Here is a 14,730-nt window from a genome sequence, read left to right as displayed (position 1 = left end):
GAGCCGGGTAAACCGAGAGGTTTACGCCCGGTTCTGCGAGAGCCGGGGGGTGCGATTCCCCCCGGCTACTCACCTGGATGACCCAGGCCGAGGTTCCCCTACCTGCCAAAGTTACTACTTACCCGAAACTTCTGGCGCAGGACACTAGGAACACCGCGTCGACATACACCAGGCGGTCCTCAGCCTCGCCTGCTCGATCATCTGCCTATGAAAACTCCGAGGATCATTCTGAAACGACCTGTTCAGTCAGGGACCCTCTCCCCGAAGACGTCCTTGGTCATCTCGTCGATCATCAGAATCCTGGCGCGTCGTTGATCGCCCGCGGTGTCAACTTCCTGGCCCTGATTATGGATGGGTCCGTGCGGAAGGCGCGTCACTCCGGCCTCAGCCACATCTTGCGATGTGGCCCAGTCGGTCGGCTCCGGCAATCCCTTTTCCGCCAGCAGGGCCCGGAAGGACGGTGTATCGGTCTTGCCGAGAACCAGGTTGAGCACATCGACATTGTAGGGGCGCAGCTCGGCCCACAGGGACTCGCCGAAACACAGTTCGAAGGCTTTGCTTCCCGCGTAGGCCGCCATGAAGCTGCTGCCACCATAGGCTGCGCCGGAATTGACCAGCAGTAATCCGCCGCGACGACGCGCCCGCATGGATCCGCCGAAATGATGACACAGCTGCATCATCGTCAGAACATTGATGCGCATCAGGTTCAGCCAGGGTTCGACGTCGATGTCGAGGAAGTGCGCTCCGTTGGTGTCGGCACCTGCGTTGGCGACGTACAGCCCGATCTCGCGGTCACCTACCGCTTCGATGACTTGCTGGGCGCCGTCCTCAGCTGCCAGGTCCACTGACGCCGTGATGCATTCAACGCCGGTTTCGGCACGGATCGAGTTCGCCAGGTCGTTCAACGGTTCCAACCGTCGCGCGAGAAGGATGGAGGGTAGACCCTCGGAGGCTATGCGGCGGGCGAATGCCTGCCCGGTCCCTTCGGAGGCGCCCGTGATGACTGCCCATGGTCCGTACTTCTCTGCAAATGGCATGATATTTCTTTCTGTAGCCCGCAGCTTCCAGTTGCCAGTGCTCGCGCTCACCGGCTTCGCCTTGTGGTCTCGTCCAGCGTCTGAAACCTTGGCGCGTGATAGCAAGTCAGCTGGAAGTGCAGATGAATGCTGATACTCGACAACTAGTTACCGGCTTTAGTTGGATGCTCCCTCTGGTCTAGCCGCCGCGCAGTTCCCGGCAGTTTCCGGTCGGATCGCGGAAGTGCGCCGGCCGCACTCCATCGAGGATGATCGTGGTGAAGCCTTGGCCGCGTTGAACCACGAAATGTGGTGTTGTATCGACCGGAATTGAGGTCTCGCCGAAGCAGTCCGCACCGTGTACCGACGGCAGTCGCCGTATGTGCGTTGCGCGCCCCCGGCCTGGCTGCGCATCCGCTGGTACGCAGCCAGGCGCCGGCTACCATCATCCGATCCCCTTGCCATTCCTCCGTCACGTGTACGAGACCTACCTGCGCGGATGGGACGGAGCGGCCCTGCGGCCGGAGTCGGGGGACGATACGTTGGGGTGGGCCACCGTGTCACTCCACGCCACGAGCAGCCTGCCCGCGCCCATCGACGACGATCAGAGAACCTCGGCCTCCTGAGCGACGATTGCGTCGACGGCCGCCAGCTCATCGGGGGTGAGCTGCCATCCGGCGGCGGAGGCGTTGGCGATGACCTGCTCGGGCTTCGTGACGCCGGTCAGGACCGACGCGATGGTGGGCTGGGAGGCGAGCCACGAGATCGCGAGCTCGAGCAGAGAACGCCCTCGTTCCTCCGCGAAGGCCGACAGCTGCTCGACGGTGGCGAGCCGCTCGTCGGACAGCGGCGGGCGGCGGGCCATGATCCCCTGGCGGAGCATGGTGCTGACCGGCGCGTCCGCACCGAGCCGTGCGTCCGGCGGCGGTGGTTCGCCCCGGCGGTACTTGCCCGTGAGGAGTCCGCTGGCGAGGGGAAAGTAGGCGAGGACGGTCATGCCGGTGCGCTCCACCGCGCCGAGCACGCCCTCGTGGGGGCGCTCCAGCACGCTGTACTGCACCTGACAGGACCGGTACGGCGAGAACGACGCCCGGGCCGCGGTCGCAGCGGCCTCGTCCAGCATCTGGCCGCTGAAGTTGCTGCAACCGACCTCGCGCACCTTGCCGGCGCGGACCAGCCGGTCGAGCGCCTCGAGGATCTCCTCGATCGGCGTGAAGGGGTCGGGCTGGTGCTGCTGGTAGAGGTCGATCCGGTCCGTCCCGAGCCGCCGCAGGCTGGCCTCCACGGCAGCCACGATGCGCGCCGCGCCCCGCTGATCCGGGTCGGCCTCACTCTGGTTGAGGAACTTCGTGGCGATGATCGCCTCGTCCCGACGGCGGCCGAGCGCCGCACCGATCAGCTCCTCGGAGTGCCCTTCACCCAGGAAGGACGTGATGCTGTACTCCTCGGCGGTGTCGAAGAGGTTGATGCCCGCGTCGAGGGCGGCGTGGACGATCCGATCGACCTCGCGGCCGTCGCAGCCGGCGCCGAAGAAGTCCGTGCCGAAGTTGTTGCCGCCGAGACCGACGACGGAGACCTCCAGGCTGCCGATGCGCCGAGGGCCCACGCCGACGGCTCCGGGATCCGGTCGGTGCGCGGTCGGGTCGGCCCCGAGCGCGTGGCCCGTGACGGGCGGTCGGGCCGTCACCCCGGTGCGTGCCGGCGGCTGACCGTCGTTCATCGGTCGGTCACCTGGACGAGGAGCTTCTGGGCGGCGTCGACGCACCGGCTGAGCCGGTCGTGGGGGCCGACGCCGGCGTCGGCCTGGGAGCGGAGAGGTACCTCCAGTCCGATCACCAGATGGCGCGGCAGTGCCTCGAGGATCTCGAGCAGAGGCAGCTCGCCAGTGCCCGGCACCATCCGCTCGAAACACGCCTCTTCCATGTAGTCAGGGATGGTGGGCACGAGCGGGACGTCACTGAGCTGGATGTAGCCGATCAGGTCGGGGTCGACGGCGGCGACCTCGGCCGGGCCGGAGCCGGACCGCACGAGGTGCATCGTGTCGATGAGGAGACGGAAGTCCGGCCTCCCGACTGCCCGGACGGCGGCGAGCGCCGTGGGGAGATCGGCGATCGTGAGCCCGGGCGAGAACTCCAGCGTCGTCGCCAGGCCGAGCTCGGCGGCCATCTCGGCAAGCACGCCGAACTGGTCGACGCTGCGGCCGAAGTCCGGATCGAAGGTGACGGTGTTGATCCGCTGGGCGCCGAGCTCGGCCATGATGGCGACGTCGCCGGCGAGATCACGGATGTCCCTGCCGGGATGGAGCACGAACCCGTCGCCCAGGGAGACCGTCACCCCCCGGTCGCGCAGGGCGGCGCGTGTCTCGCGCCGCAGGGCGAGATCGTCCCGCAGTGAGAAGGGCGGGTAGCCGTAGGGATTCGGTAAGGCGCTCAGGGCGAGCGCCACGTACTGGAGCCCGAGGTCGGCGGCCAGGCCGACGGATTCAACCGGCGGAAGTCCCAGCACGCTCAGCGGCTCGATCGACAGTCGTTCCATCGTTCTCCCTTTCATAATCGCGGTCCTCGGGCCCCGCCGACCGTGGTGAGGCTGGCGGTGATGCCCGTCGGGTCGGCCACGGTCGCCCGGTGACGTTGCCGCCGGAATCCGTCCTGTGCATGGTGACCTCGGCGGTGCCGACCGGGCGGTAGCCCGCGGTTGTTGATGTCCATCAGCCGGCAGCAGCGGGCCTCGTGCCGCGTGGCCCCCTCGACGCCACACATCACGCAACCTCTAGTGAGACGCGCACGGCGTCGAATCGCTCCAGGGGAAAGGACTCGCCCGCCAGCTCTGCGGTGGGGACCTCGCCATCGTTGATCATCGAGCGCGCCAGGCTCAGGTCGACGCCCCCACCTGGCAGCACGATGATGTTCCGCAGCGGGATCTGGTTGATGTCCAAGCCGTCCAGCAGGCCATCACCGTTGAACACGATCGCACGCGGCAACCGAGCCTCCCCCAGTTGACTGAGTCAGTGTTACCTGGCACGTGCCCGACAAGTTAGCACTTCTCTGGCGCGTGCCAGGACTTTGCTATCGTCCTGACGGTGGTCGAACGTCCGCAGCGGCGAACGCAGGTCGAGCGCCGCGCCGCGTCCGAAGCGGCGTTGCTGCGAGCTGCGGCCGAACTGATCGCGGAGCGCGGGTTCGAGCGGACGTCGCTGCGCAGCATCGGCGCGCGCGCTGGGACGAGCCGAGAGATGCCCGCCTACCACTTCGGGTCGAAAGAGGGCTTGATCACCCGGCTGGCCGAGCGCGCCCACGAGCGCACGCTCGAGGCGACGACCGAGGCCCTCGAGCGCACCGACCAGCGAGCCGAGGAGCTCTCCGCCCTCGAGGCGCTTCGTGTGACGATCGAGACCTACCTCGAGGTCTTCATCGCCGCCGACGCACCCGAGGAGCGCGCCGTGGTCGTGATGTGGGGCGCGACGTTCCCGTCCGACTCCCCGCTGCCCGCCGTCGTCCACGCAGACCGGCAAACACATCGCGACCTCGCCGAGACCATCCGAGCCGGTCAGCAGGACGGATCGATCCGCGCCGACACCGACGCCGACGCCGCTGCCGTGCTCGTCATGGGGATGGCCCGAGGCATCGCAGCCCTTTCCCTCGCCCATCCTGGCGCCGCCGATCCGGCCAAAGTCCAAGCCCTTTGTGGTGAGGCCATCACCGCATCGCTCCAAGACCCGAGCCCCACGGTGCCACACGGCCCAGAAACGCTGACGACCTCCAGTCGGACATCGCGGCCCGGCTAATGAATGCCTGGAGTCTCACGCCCGCCCACCTGTGGGGCTCCAGAATCCGGGTTTCAGGCTGTCGCGGACCTCGGGGTGTTCCGTCGCGGGTCTGGCGGGCGCTTAGCGCAATAGTGCCGTGGCCGCGGGGAGGCTGTCGCCGCTGGTGGGGGTGGGGGCCGCCAGCGGCAGCACGATCTGGTCGACGACGGTCGAAATGAATTCGTCGGGCAGGACTGGGCCGTGAACCAGGGAGTACTGCACGAGCATGGCGGGGCCGCTGCTGGCCACCAACTCGCAGGCCGCTTCGGGGCGAACCTCGCCGTGTTCGACGCCGCGCCGCAGCACGCCGAGGATCAGCTCGGTGCAGGGCTCGACGACGTGTTCTATGACGGCCTGGCGCACGAACCCGCGCTCGCAGCCGGACTCCGCCGAGACGACTTGGAACGCGGTGCCCCTGGTCGAGGTGAAGGCAACCTGGATGCACCGCAGCAGTGCGTGGATGTCGGCGCGCACGTTGCCGGTTCGTGCCACGTCGGTGGGTGAGGGCAGCGCGTCCCGCAGCGCCTCGTTGATCATGTCGTCTTTGGAGGACCACCGGCGGTAGAGGACGGTTTTGCTGGTGCGCGCGGCTGCGGCGACCTTGTCCATCGTCAGATTGGCGTAGCCGACCGTTCGCAACTGCTCGAACACGGCTTCGAAGATCGCTTTTCGTAGGTTGTCGCCGCGACGGCGCGTGGCTGGGCCGAGGGATCGACCGGAGCTGGACGCGACAGTCATCGCCCGTCTCCTCCCACCATGTCGGCGTGCTCAGCCTCGCGACACGACGTCGATCATACCGCCGACTTTAAGGTACGTCTTGGTACCCAAAGCGTCGTCGGCGCTGCTAGCATGCCCGCAAGATACGAGATCGGACCTTATCTGGTTTCCCCGAGGAGGCGTCGGTGTCCACCCCCGCGGCGACCCAGCAGGAAGCGAGCGTCTCCGGCACCCGGCCGGACGACAGGCGAAGCCACTTCGCCCTGGTCGTGATCGTGGCCTGTCAGCTGATGCTCGTGCTCGACACCACGATCGTGAACGTCGCGCTCCCCGACATCCAGCGCGCGCTGCGCTTCTCACCCACCGACCTGGCCTGGGTGCTCAACGCCTACACCCTTACCTTCGGCGGCCTGCTCCTGTTGGGCGGCCGGGCCGGGGACATCCTCGGCCGGCTGCGGGTATTCCAGGCCGGCGTCCTGCTCTTCGGTGTCACCTCGCTGGCCGGCGGCCTGGGTACCGAGCCGTGGATGCTCATCGTCTGCCGGGTCGGGCAGGGCGTCGGTGCCGCCTGCGCCTCACCGAACGCCCTCGCGCTACTGACAGCGAACTTCCCCGAAGGCCCCCAGCGGACCAAAGCGCTCGGCACGTGGGCCGCCGCGAACGGGGTCGGCGGGTCGATCGGCCTGATCCTCGGCGGGATGCTCACCACCTGGGCGTCCTGGCGCTGGGTGATGTTCATCAACGTGCCGATCGCCCTCGGGGTCGCGGCACTGGCACCCAGGTTCGTCCACGGCCCACGGCGCAACCCCGGCCGGTTCGACCTCGCCGGCGCCCTGACCGCGACCGTCGGCCTGGCAGCGCTGGTATACGGCTTCCTCCGCGCCTCCTCCAACAGCTGGAGCAACACCTGGACCTTGGCCGCGTTCGGGCTCGCGGTCGTCGCGCTGTCGCTCTTCGCCACCCAGGAAGCCCGCACCGAGCAACCGGTGGTCCCCCTGCGGCTGGTAGCCGAACCCGCCAGGGCTCGCACCTACCTGCTGCTTCTCCTCCTGCTCGGCAGCATGTTCAGCATGTTCTTCTTCACCACCCAGTTCCTCCAGGAGGTCCTCGGCTTCAGCGCACTGCGGGCAGGCTTCGCCTTCCTGCCCCTGTCCGTCGGTCTCCTCATCTCCGCGCAACGCGCCTCGACGCTGCTGGCGAAGGCCGGCCCAAAGCCGCTCATGCTCGTCGGCGCCGTGCTCTGCGGAGGCGGCATGGCCTGGCTCACCCGCATGTCGGCAGACACGGACTATCTCAGTGGCGTCCTTGGTCCCATGCTGCTGTTCGGCCTGGGGGTCGGACTGCTCGTCGTGCCACTCAACGTCAGCGCGGTCGCCAACGTCAGCCCGAGAGACGCAGGCGCAGCCTCCAGCATGGCGGTCGTGACGCAGCAGATCGGAGCCGCACTGGGACTCGCCGTGCTGGTCACGGTCTACGGCGCGGCGAGCCGCGCCGCTGCCCACAACCCACCATCCGGTCTCAACCCGCAGGACCTGAACCACTACCTGCTCGCCCACGGCATGGCCAGCGCCTTCACCGTAGCGACCGGATTCATCACGGCCGTGTTCCTGATCGTGGCACTCACCCGACCCTGCGGGGCTCCAAAATCCAGGCGCGGCTTGTGAGCTGCTCTTTTGCAGCCCGGACGGAACCCGTCGAGCAGTTCGCACCGCGTCCTCGACCTCGCCCTGGACTGCGAGCTGGCAAGCCGCGCCGACAAACCCGACGAACGTGGACGGAGCGCCCATTCCCTTCCCGGCCGCATGTAAACCACCTGCGCGATCCGCTTCGAGTAGCGCACAGCGGCGTGCGGTCCGTGGTCAGTAGTGGATGACCGGCTCGCGGCCCAGCAGGTCGGCGTAGTCGCTGGGGAGCTGCCCAGCGACGTCCTCGAACTCGTCCGGACTGATCGACGCCTTCAGCGCCGCGACCACCGCCCGGGCATGCTGGCGGGCATGCGCCTCGTCGCAGCCCTCGCCTTCCCGCTCGGCGACGCGCCGATAGAATTCGTCGAGCCCGAACCGTTCGCCACGGCCGGCTGGCGGCAGCGCCTGGGCGAACGGCGACGGGAGCTGGGAGGCCAGGTCCTTGGTCTCCCCGCCGGACAACCGCTCGCCGAGTACCGACAGAGTCGCCCGCACGGCGGCCTCGGCGTGCTCGACGCTGTCTATCCGGGCGGTCCCGCGAACGGCGGAGACGATCTCGTCCTGCTTCAACAGCTTCACCTCTCCCATCAGCGGTACGCTCCGAGCGGGCCTGTGGGGTGGTCCCGACACCCGGATCTCGGCCTCGGTGGCGGCCATGCGCCGTCAGCTGCTCCTTCCGTCATCGCCCTCCCCGCGGCGCCGGGCGCGAAACCGTCCCGCCTTCGCGGACGGTGTCGGCGGCGCAGCCCTCGCCCGATGTGCGCGACGAAGAGCGAAACGGACCGCCGGCGGGTCCGCGGCTGAGCATGGCGATCAAAGTCGGCGAGCATGCCTCAGCCGACGAGGACCGAAGTCCCGGTGAGGAAGCCCATGGGTGTGGATCGCGCGCCTGATGACGGTTCTGGGCGTCGAAGCCCGGCTGGGCGCGCCGTTCGGCGGGGAGACAGGCGCGGTGCTCACGAACCCTCGTCCAGGCCGCTGTCGGGTGCGGCTTGGACGTGACCGTGGCGGCGCCCGCGGTGCGTTCGGCGGCACCGGGCTGCGGTCTGGAGATAGTCGGACTTGTCGGCGCGCCCCCGATGGGTCTCGTGCCGTCGCTGTCGGTCATGCCCTCCGACCGCCGCGTGGCGGTCGATGCGATGGCCGCACCGCGTCGCGCACCCGGTCGATGATCGAGGCGACTGGGCCGATGGTCCACTGGGCCGCCGGTGACCCCGCAGTGGACGGGTGCGGATGGGTAGGAGCGATCTTCTCGGCGGTGCGCAGCCGGCGGCCCATGTGTTCGAGCTGGTCCTCGGTGCGGGCGGCGCGGATGCGTGGGAACTCCTCGCTTTCCTCGTGCTCGGCGTGATCGGAGACGGTCTTCTCGAACTCGGCAAGCCGGCGGTCGAACTCGGCGCTGTTGACGTCCATCTTCTCCAGCACCCTGAGGACCTGGGTGGCCTCGTCCTCCTCCCGGTTGCGGGCCTCGGCGACGGTCCGGTCGGCCTCGGCGGTCACCGGCCGCAGGACCATCTCCTCCGCCGTCTCGTGCACCGCGAGCAGCGCGCGCAGCTCGTCGAAGGCCTGCTTCTTGTGCTCGCCTGTCGTGCTCTGGATGTCGGCGAAGAGGTCACGGACGCGGGCGTGCTGACGGAGCAGGACACCCACAACGTCGTCGTCGGGCAGCTGGGCGGCGCGGGCACGCTCGACCTCGGCTTCGCTCATCGCCATCGGGCACTCCATCCCGTGATGCCCCGCTCGGCGAGGCGGGGCGGATTCGGTGGACAGATCTGGACGTGCCCGGTTGCCCGGGTCCAAACCGCACCCGTGCTGCTGCTCCCGGGTAGATCGTGTCCTATCCCGAGCAGTATCAGTATCTGTTCGACGGGGTCTGCCCTAACGGGTCCTTTTCTCTGATCCGCCGGAATAGCGATATCCGGTCAGAATTCCTCGTTTCCTGGCTGCCCTGCTGAATTTCTCCACCATATTCCGGCAAGTGCCACCAGCATGCCGATTCGGCGGGAGGGCCGGACCGCGACGGGCGCTCGGGTCTCGCACCCGGGGGTGCGGTTCGTCATATGTGCTGGCTCGTGCGATGCATGGCCGCGCTGGTCACCGCCTGGCCTTCGGTCGAGATCCGGAGCCGTGCTTCCGGGCTGGGCGACGGTCCGACGGGGTTGGCGCGTAGCGTCCGGACCTCCGAGCGGCGGAGTTCGACCCGCCCGCCGGTCTCGCGGACCTCGTAGACCGGCTGCGGACGGGTGGCGGGGCCCTGGACGACCTCGCCGGAGGCCAACTCGAACTGGCTTCCGTGCCAGGGGCAGCGCACGCAGCCGCCGGTGCGCTCGCCCTCGTGCAGCGGGCCTCCCCGGTGGGTACAGCGGTCACTGATCGCGACGACCTGACCGTCGACCCTGGTCAGCAGCACCGGCACCCCATCAATCTCGACCTGCCGCAGTTCCGTGGTGACCTCGCTGGCCGCCAGCACGTCCGTCCACTCGGCCGGCCCCCGCTGGAACGCGGTGGTGTCCACCCCCACCCCCAGCGCGTAGGCGAGGTGACCACCCAACCAGCCGCCGAGGCCGAGGGCGGCCGCACCCGCGAGACTGGCGGCCAGCCCACGCGCGCCGCGACGACGCTGGCGCCATGAGATCGCGTAGCTTGCGAGTCCCACCACGTTGGAAGCGGCGTGGACGAGCCCGACCCGGCGCTCGGCGCCCTCCGTGTCGAGCCAGTCCGACCACCCGGCGAGCGCGGCCGGTCCGGCCGACAGCAGGCCGAGTCCGACGAGCCGTCGCGCGGCCGGGCGGAGGGCGGCGCCACCAGTGGTGTCCAGCATCGTCGCGCTCAGCAGCGTCCCCGCCGGGACGAGGATCGCCGCGGGATGCAGCGGATGCCCGAGCTGCCGGCCGCTGAGCACATCGCGCAACCGCTCGGAGCGCAGCGCCGCCGACCAGAAGCCCGAGACCGCCTCCGCAGGGGCATCAAGCCTCTGCTCTCGCTCGAGCCGATCGAGCAGCCGTTCGGATCCGCGCATGTCGACCTCTTCTCGCACGCTTCACGACCTGGCCAGTTGCGATGTAGCAGCCGCTCGCCACCGGCATCGGCGCTTGCCGGCGAGCCGCCGGCGCCGGGTGGCGGTGCAACGGACGCGTACCCGTGCCGAGGCCCGGCACACGTTCCCGTTTGCGACTGACACTCGCTGTCCTGCTCGGGTCACCGGTGCTGGTCACGGCCATGATGGCGACCCTGTTCCGACCAGGTGCCTTCTACCCGGGCGACCCGGCCGACGCAGGCCCGGCCCAGACCGTGTTCTGGATCGCGTTCGACGGGTTCTTCTTCGGTCTGACCTATGGGCTGCTCCAGATTGTCGGCGAGCTGGCGATATTTCGGCGGGAGTGCCTCGCCGGACTCAGCGTCGGCGCTTACGTCGCCGCTAAGATCGCCGCATTGTTCCCGGTGCTGGTCGCGGTGAGCATCCTCCAGGTCCTGTTCGCCGGCGCCGTCGTTCCCGTGGCTGACATGGCCGTTCCAGGACGTCTGCTCAGCTTCGGCCTGTCCACCCGCTACACGTTCGAAGCACTGGGACATGAATTCGAGCTCGGTCGCTACGCCGACATCGTGCCGAGCATGGGCGGCTACGGCGACACCTTCGACCACGCGACAACCGGCAGCCTCCTCACGCTCACCGCAATCACGATCGTCCTCACTCTGACCACTGTCTGGGTGCTGCACCGACGCTCACGGCGGGAACGTCCGAGCAACGGTGGATGTGGTCTGGCCCGTGCCGCCGAGCGTGACTCGGCGCGATAGGAGGCGCGGCGGACCGCGGGTGTTGCCCAGGTGGTGGGCGCCCTCCTTGCACATCCGGCTGACGGCGCGTCCGCGCGGGCTCGGGGAGGCCCTCTCGCGAGCCAGCGGCGCGCTCGTGGCCAGGTGCGACCGCCGCGAGCACGGTCGCCGACCAGGTCCGGAAGTCTTTCGCGGTGATCTCCGGGCCGCCGGAGGCGTCACGGGCCATGTCCCTCACGGTCCCCCGCCCGCCACGACCGAATCAGGGACCCGTGAGCCGCGCCGGCCGAGTCAGGGTCGGGTGCACGCTTCGCCGTGGATCGTTCCCCCGTCACGGGGTGAACGGTCGAGTATCCGGGCAGGCTTACCGGTGAACAGAGGGTTTCGGGCCGGCGGCGAGGCGAAGCCTGAGCGCCGCCGTGCGTTTGACTGCCAGCGTCGGGGGGATGCGCCGCAACGAGCGCCCACCCAGGACAAGATTTCGGAGGAAGCTCGATGTCGACGGACGCGATCGTGCTCCTGAAGGCCGACCACAAGGACATCAAGGCCGCCTTCAAGCAGTTCCAGCAGGTGGGAGACAGAGCCTTCACCGCAAAGGGCAAGCTCGTCGAGAAGATCATCGAGCTGCTCACCGTGCACACCTATATCGAGAACGAGGTCATGTATCCGGAGGTGCGGAGCCTTCTGCCCGACCTGGAGGACGAGATCCTCGAGTCGTATGAGGAGCACCACGTGGCTGACCTGCTGGCCGTGGAACTCGCCGCTCTTCCGCCCGACGCGGAACGTTTCAGCGCCAAGACGACCGTTCTGATCGAGAATGTGACGCGCCACATCGAGGAGGAGGAAGAGGGCTGGTTCCCCAAGGTCCGGGAGAAGCTCGGTCGCAAGCAGCTGTCCGAGATCGGGGAACGTCTGCTGGAGGTGAAGGAGAAGGCCCCGCACAGTCCGGCCCAGCCAAGCGCTATCAAGAAGAGCATCGACGCCGTCCTCAGGTAGCCGACGCGGTGTCGATACGGTGCGTCCGCGATGGGGCGCCGGACGGCACCTGGCCCATCCGCCGTCCGGCGTCCCATCGCGATGCCGAGGCCGTAACGCGCGGCCACGAGGCCGCCTCAGGCTCGGACAGGCTCGTCGGCACCGGCGGGCTGGTCGGACTTCGACCCGGCCCGCACCTCGGATTCCCCGGACTCGGATTCCCCGGACGTCGCCGCGCCCTGGCCGTCACTGTCCTGTGCGGCCTGCGTGGTTTCCGAGCTCCGCGCCTCCTCCCGGGTGTCGCGGGGTTCGGATTGCCGGGTTTCGCGGGGTTCGGACTGGTCCTCGTCCGGGGAGCGAACGACCTTTCCGTCCCGGATCTCGCCCCGCCAGGAGCCGGTGGCCTTCCCGCTGAACATGACGAAGCGGCGGAAGTGCTTCAGATCCAGCCGGGCCCGTCGCCCACCGGCGCGCCACAGGTTGCCGGTCTTCTCCATGAACCCGCTGGGGTAGTACTCCATCGCCAGCAGCACGCGCGTCAGGTCGTCGGCGAGCGGGTGGAAGGTGACGGCGCCCTTGACCGAGCCCTTCGCTCCCTCGGATGTCCAGACGATCCGGCGGTCGGGGATCTGCTCGGTGACCTTCGCCTGCCAGCTGCGCCTGGAGCGGAAGACCTTGACCCGCCAGTTCTGTTCGGTCTCGCTCTTGGTCTCGACCGCCTCGACGCCTTTCATGAACTTGGCGAACTCGGGGTACTGCGTCCACTGGTCGTAGGCGACCGACACCGGTACGCCGATGTCCACCGACTCCTCGATGTTCATCGCCTTGGGCGGCCCGCTCTTCCCGCCGGCCTTGCCCTTGGCCGCGCCGAAGGCCCCCTTCACCTTGTCCTTGATGTTCGACATGATCGTCCCAGTCGCCGCCTTCAGTGGAGACTGGCCCTCGAGCAGTCTCCCGGCGCCCTCGGCGAGCGACGAGATCCGCCCGCCGGAGTCGCTGAGACCGTTGAGTTTGTCCGTGCTGGAGGTGAGTCGCTCACTGACCCGTCCGGCCAGCCGGCCGCCGCCCGCCTTCGCGAGGTCTCCCGCCTGGTCGGCGAGCCTCCTGCTCGCTGGATTGTGCAGGAGGGTGCCGATCAGGCCGTGCGGTTGCTCCGTCGTCCGGGTCATCGCGCACCTCCACCGGTGGATCCCTGCGCCGCCCGCTCGAGTGGTTCGCGGCCGGTGTCCCGGCGCGGTCCGGCGGACCTGTCCGGGACCCGCCGCTCGGCGGCGGGCTCCGTCCCGCCCTCGTCGCTGTCGTCCTGATCGGCCGCGCGGCCCGCTTCCGTCCTGTCGCGGCCGGTGGCGTTCTGTGTTTCAGCGCGGTCCTCGTCGACCGGGCCGTTGCCGCTCGGGCCACGTTCGTCGGCGCGCTCCGAGGACGACCGACCGCCGCCTTTGCGATCACGGAGCTTACCGGGCGTCACGGCACCGACGAGGCCTTCGACGCCTTCGACGGCGGCCTCGGCTCCCTCCCGGACAACCTTCTCCGAATCCCGGACGACCTTCTCTGAGTCCCGGACAACCTTCTCCGAGTCGCCCAGCGTCGCCGTCAGTCGTTCCGTGCGCTTGGCCAGCGCATCGGAGAGTCGACCGATCTGGGCCTCGTACACCGCCACCGCGGCGCGCCGGCCGGCTTCCGTGGCCGGCCCCTTGATCTGGTTGATCAGCTGTTCGCCGTCCGCGGAGCGCACCAGCCGGACCACCTGGTCGCGCACGACGTCCTTCGCGTGATAGTTGCGACCGGAGATCCACAGCCCCAGGCCGATGGCTGCCTTGGCCTTCCTCGTCCGGCCGAGGACATAACCTCCCGCGAGTGCCAGGGCACATTTGACGTTGATCATCGAGGCTCCTCTCTCTCCCGGGCCTTGCTCGGTCGGCCGGACCCGGTTCTGTCCTCGCCCCAGCCCCATCGGCCCGACCCGCCGAAGGAGCCGCCGTCCGCGGCGGCCTCGCGGGCTTCGGTGAGTACTCGGGCGGGGAACTCGACGAAGTCGACCGCGGGTAGCGGTCCGACGTACTCGACGGTCAGGTGCGGACGGGTCGCACGGATCCGCTCCACAGCGGCGTCGAAGTCGGCCAGTGCGTCGGCGGGGACGAGGAACGCCCAGCTGAGAGCGGGATCCTCCGGCCCCCCGTGGTGCCTGCGTGGCCGGTCCGCGTGTGCCAGCGGGCGCAGCTCGTCCAGAATCGCCCGCGCCTGTTCCGTGCGGCGCGCGACGACGAGTTCCGCGATCTGTTGCCCCAGCTGGATCCGGCCGTCCAGGTCCTCCGGGGGCGGGGCGTGGGCCAGCGAGGTGGCGCCCACCGCCTCCGCGAGCTCGGTCTGTTCCGCCTCTTCGACGTCGACATGCAGCTCGACCAGACCGTCGATCGCGTCCAGCTGCTCGGGAAGGCTGTCACGGACCGGTTCGAGTACCTCCGTCCGGACGGCGTCGTCGTCCGGCGCGACCGTTCCCAGCCGTACCGGCAGCACCGGGCCGTCGACGAGCAGCCGCTGGAGGATCTCCAGGTGTCTGACGGCCTCCTGTTCCCCGAGCTCGCCGATGTCCGCCGTCCCGCTGACGACCGCGGCGAGGGGGCCCGAACGCACCAGCCGCAGTGGCGCGCGCGGATGGCCGATGCCGATGCCGAGCGCCGCGCCCGCGCCCGGGTCCGGGTCCGGTTCCGGGAGGGGGTGGCCTGCCCGGACGATTCCGTACAGCACGACAGGCATG

At 69.1% G+C, this 14,730-nt stretch carries 14 protein-coding genes and 1 pseudogene; 4 read left to right on the top strand and 11 right to left on the bottom strand.

Annotation, left to right across the window (positions count from 1 at the left end; all coding sequences use genetic code 11):
* Positions 1 to 242 precede the first annotated feature (242 nt).
* From MXD62_RS29250 to MXD62_RS29235, 4 genes are all read right to left on the bottom strand, one after another.
* On the bottom strand, positions 243 to 1,037 hold the full coding sequence (locus MXD62_RS29250; protein WP_248832609.1) for an SDR family oxidoreductase: 795 nt from the start codon (positions 1,035 to 1,037) through the stop codon (positions 243 to 245).
* Positions 1,038 to 1,620: 583 nt separating this feature from the next.
* On the bottom strand, positions 1,621 to 2,622 hold the full coding sequence (locus tag MXD62_RS29245; RefSeq protein WP_368862466.1) for an aldo/keto reductase: 1,002 nt from the start codon (positions 2,620 to 2,622) through the stop codon (positions 1,621 to 1,623).
* A 110-nt stretch (positions 2,623 to 2,732) separates the two neighbouring features.
* Positions 2,733 to 3,551, bottom strand: a complete 819-nt coding sequence (locus MXD62_RS29240) for a TIM barrel protein (RefSeq protein ID WP_248832606.1) — start codon at positions 3,549 to 3,551, stop codon at positions 2,733 to 2,735.
* Positions 3,552 to 3,774: 223 nt separating this feature from the next.
* The gene (locus MXD62_RS29235) at positions 3,775 to 3,996 is read right to left on the bottom strand and encodes a hypothetical protein (RefSeq protein WP_248832605.1); all 222 of its coding nucleotides are present in this window, start codon (positions 3,994 to 3,996) and stop codon (positions 3,775 to 3,777) included.
* A gap of 99 nt (positions 3,997 to 4,095) precedes the next feature.
* Between MXD62_RS29235 and MXD62_RS29230 the strand changes: the two genes are divergently transcribed.
* Complete coding sequence (locus tag MXD62_RS29230; RefSeq protein WP_248832604.1) at positions 4,096 to 4,800, top strand: TetR/AcrR family transcriptional regulator; 705 nt, start codon at positions 4,096 to 4,098, stop codon at positions 4,798 to 4,800.
* 102 nt (positions 4,801 to 4,902) lie between these two features.
* On the opposite strand, the gene MXD62_RS29225 is transcribed toward MXD62_RS29230, so the two are convergent.
* Positions 4,903 to 5,559 (bottom strand): TetR/AcrR family transcriptional regulator, encoded by a 657-nt coding sequence (locus tag MXD62_RS29225; protein ID WP_248832603.1) that lies wholly within the window; start codon positions 5,557 to 5,559, stop codon positions 4,903 to 4,905.
* Between the two features lie 164 nt (positions 5,560 to 5,723).
* Here MXD62_RS29225 and MXD62_RS29220 point away from each other — a divergent pair, with 164 nt between their 5' ends.
* A complete protein-coding gene (locus MXD62_RS29220) occupies positions 5,724 to 7,202 on the top strand; it encodes an MFS transporter (protein ID WP_248832602.1) in 1,479 nt (492 codons plus the stop codon).
* Between the two features lie 195 nt (positions 7,203 to 7,397).
* On the opposite strand, the gene MXD62_RS29215 is transcribed toward MXD62_RS29220, so the two are convergent.
* The 3 genes from MXD62_RS29215 to MXD62_RS29205 all read right to left on the bottom strand — a co-directional run bounded on the left by MXD62_RS29215 (position 7,398) and on the right by MXD62_RS29205 (position 10,242).
* A complete protein-coding gene (locus MXD62_RS29215; RefSeq protein WP_020461522.1) occupies positions 7,398 to 7,811 on the bottom strand; it encodes a DUF2267 domain-containing protein in 414 nt (137 codons plus the stop codon).
* Between the two features lie 516 nt (positions 7,812 to 8,327).
* Positions 8,328 to 8,936: a hemerythrin domain-containing protein gene (locus MXD62_RS29210; protein ID WP_248832601.1), complete on the bottom strand. Its 609-nt coding sequence runs from the start codon at positions 8,934 to 8,936 to the stop codon at positions 8,328 to 8,330.
* Between the two features lie 343 nt (positions 8,937 to 9,279).
* Positions 9,280 to 10,242, bottom strand: coding sequence for a Rieske (2Fe-2S) protein (locus tag MXD62_RS29205; protein WP_248832600.1), 963 nt, complete (start codon positions 10,240 to 10,242; stop codon positions 9,280 to 9,282).
* A 146-nt stretch (positions 10,243 to 10,388) separates the two neighbouring features.
* Between MXD62_RS29205 and MXD62_RS29200 the strand changes: the two are divergent.
* Positions 10,389 to 11,018, top strand: a pseudogene (locus MXD62_RS29200) (hypothetical protein); the annotation flags it as partial.
* A 474-nt stretch (positions 11,019 to 11,492) separates the two neighbouring features.
* Positions 11,493 to 11,993, top strand: coding sequence for a hemerythrin domain-containing protein (locus MXD62_RS29195; RefSeq protein ID WP_248832598.1), 501 nt, complete (start codon positions 11,493 to 11,495; stop codon positions 11,991 to 11,993).
* Positions 11,994 to 12,109: 116 nt separating this feature from the next.
* On the opposite strand, the gene MXD62_RS29190 is transcribed toward MXD62_RS29195, so the two are convergent.
* Genes MXD62_RS29190 through MXD62_RS29180 form a run of 3 tightly spaced genes read right to left on the bottom strand, consistent with a single transcriptional unit; the run spans position 12,110 to position 14,729 of the window.
* Complete coding sequence (locus tag MXD62_RS29190; protein WP_248832597.1) at positions 12,110 to 13,141, bottom strand: SRPBCC family protein; 1,032 nt, start codon at positions 13,139 to 13,141, stop codon at positions 12,110 to 12,112.
* On the bottom strand, positions 13,138 to 13,857 hold the full coding sequence (locus tag MXD62_RS29185; RefSeq protein WP_248832596.1) for a hypothetical protein: 720 nt from the start codon (positions 13,855 to 13,857) through the stop codon (positions 13,138 to 13,140). Before MXD62_RS29185 ends, MXD62_RS29190 begins: the two co-directional genes overlap by 4 nt.
* Positions 13,854 to 14,729, bottom strand: a complete 876-nt coding sequence (locus tag MXD62_RS29180; protein WP_248832595.1) for a GvpL/GvpF family gas vesicle protein — start codon at positions 14,727 to 14,729, stop codon at positions 13,854 to 13,856. Before MXD62_RS29180 ends, MXD62_RS29185 begins: the two co-directional genes overlap by 4 nt.
* Position 14,730: the final 1 nt, after the last annotated feature.

Source organism: Frankia sp. Mgl5, from assembly GCF_023242985.1.
GTDB classification, from domain to species: Bacteria; Actinomycetota; Actinomycetes; order Frankiales; family Frankiaceae; genus Parafrankia; species Parafrankia soli.
Note: the sequence above shows the minus strand (reverse complement) of the source record. Positions and strands in the feature narration are given on the sequence as shown.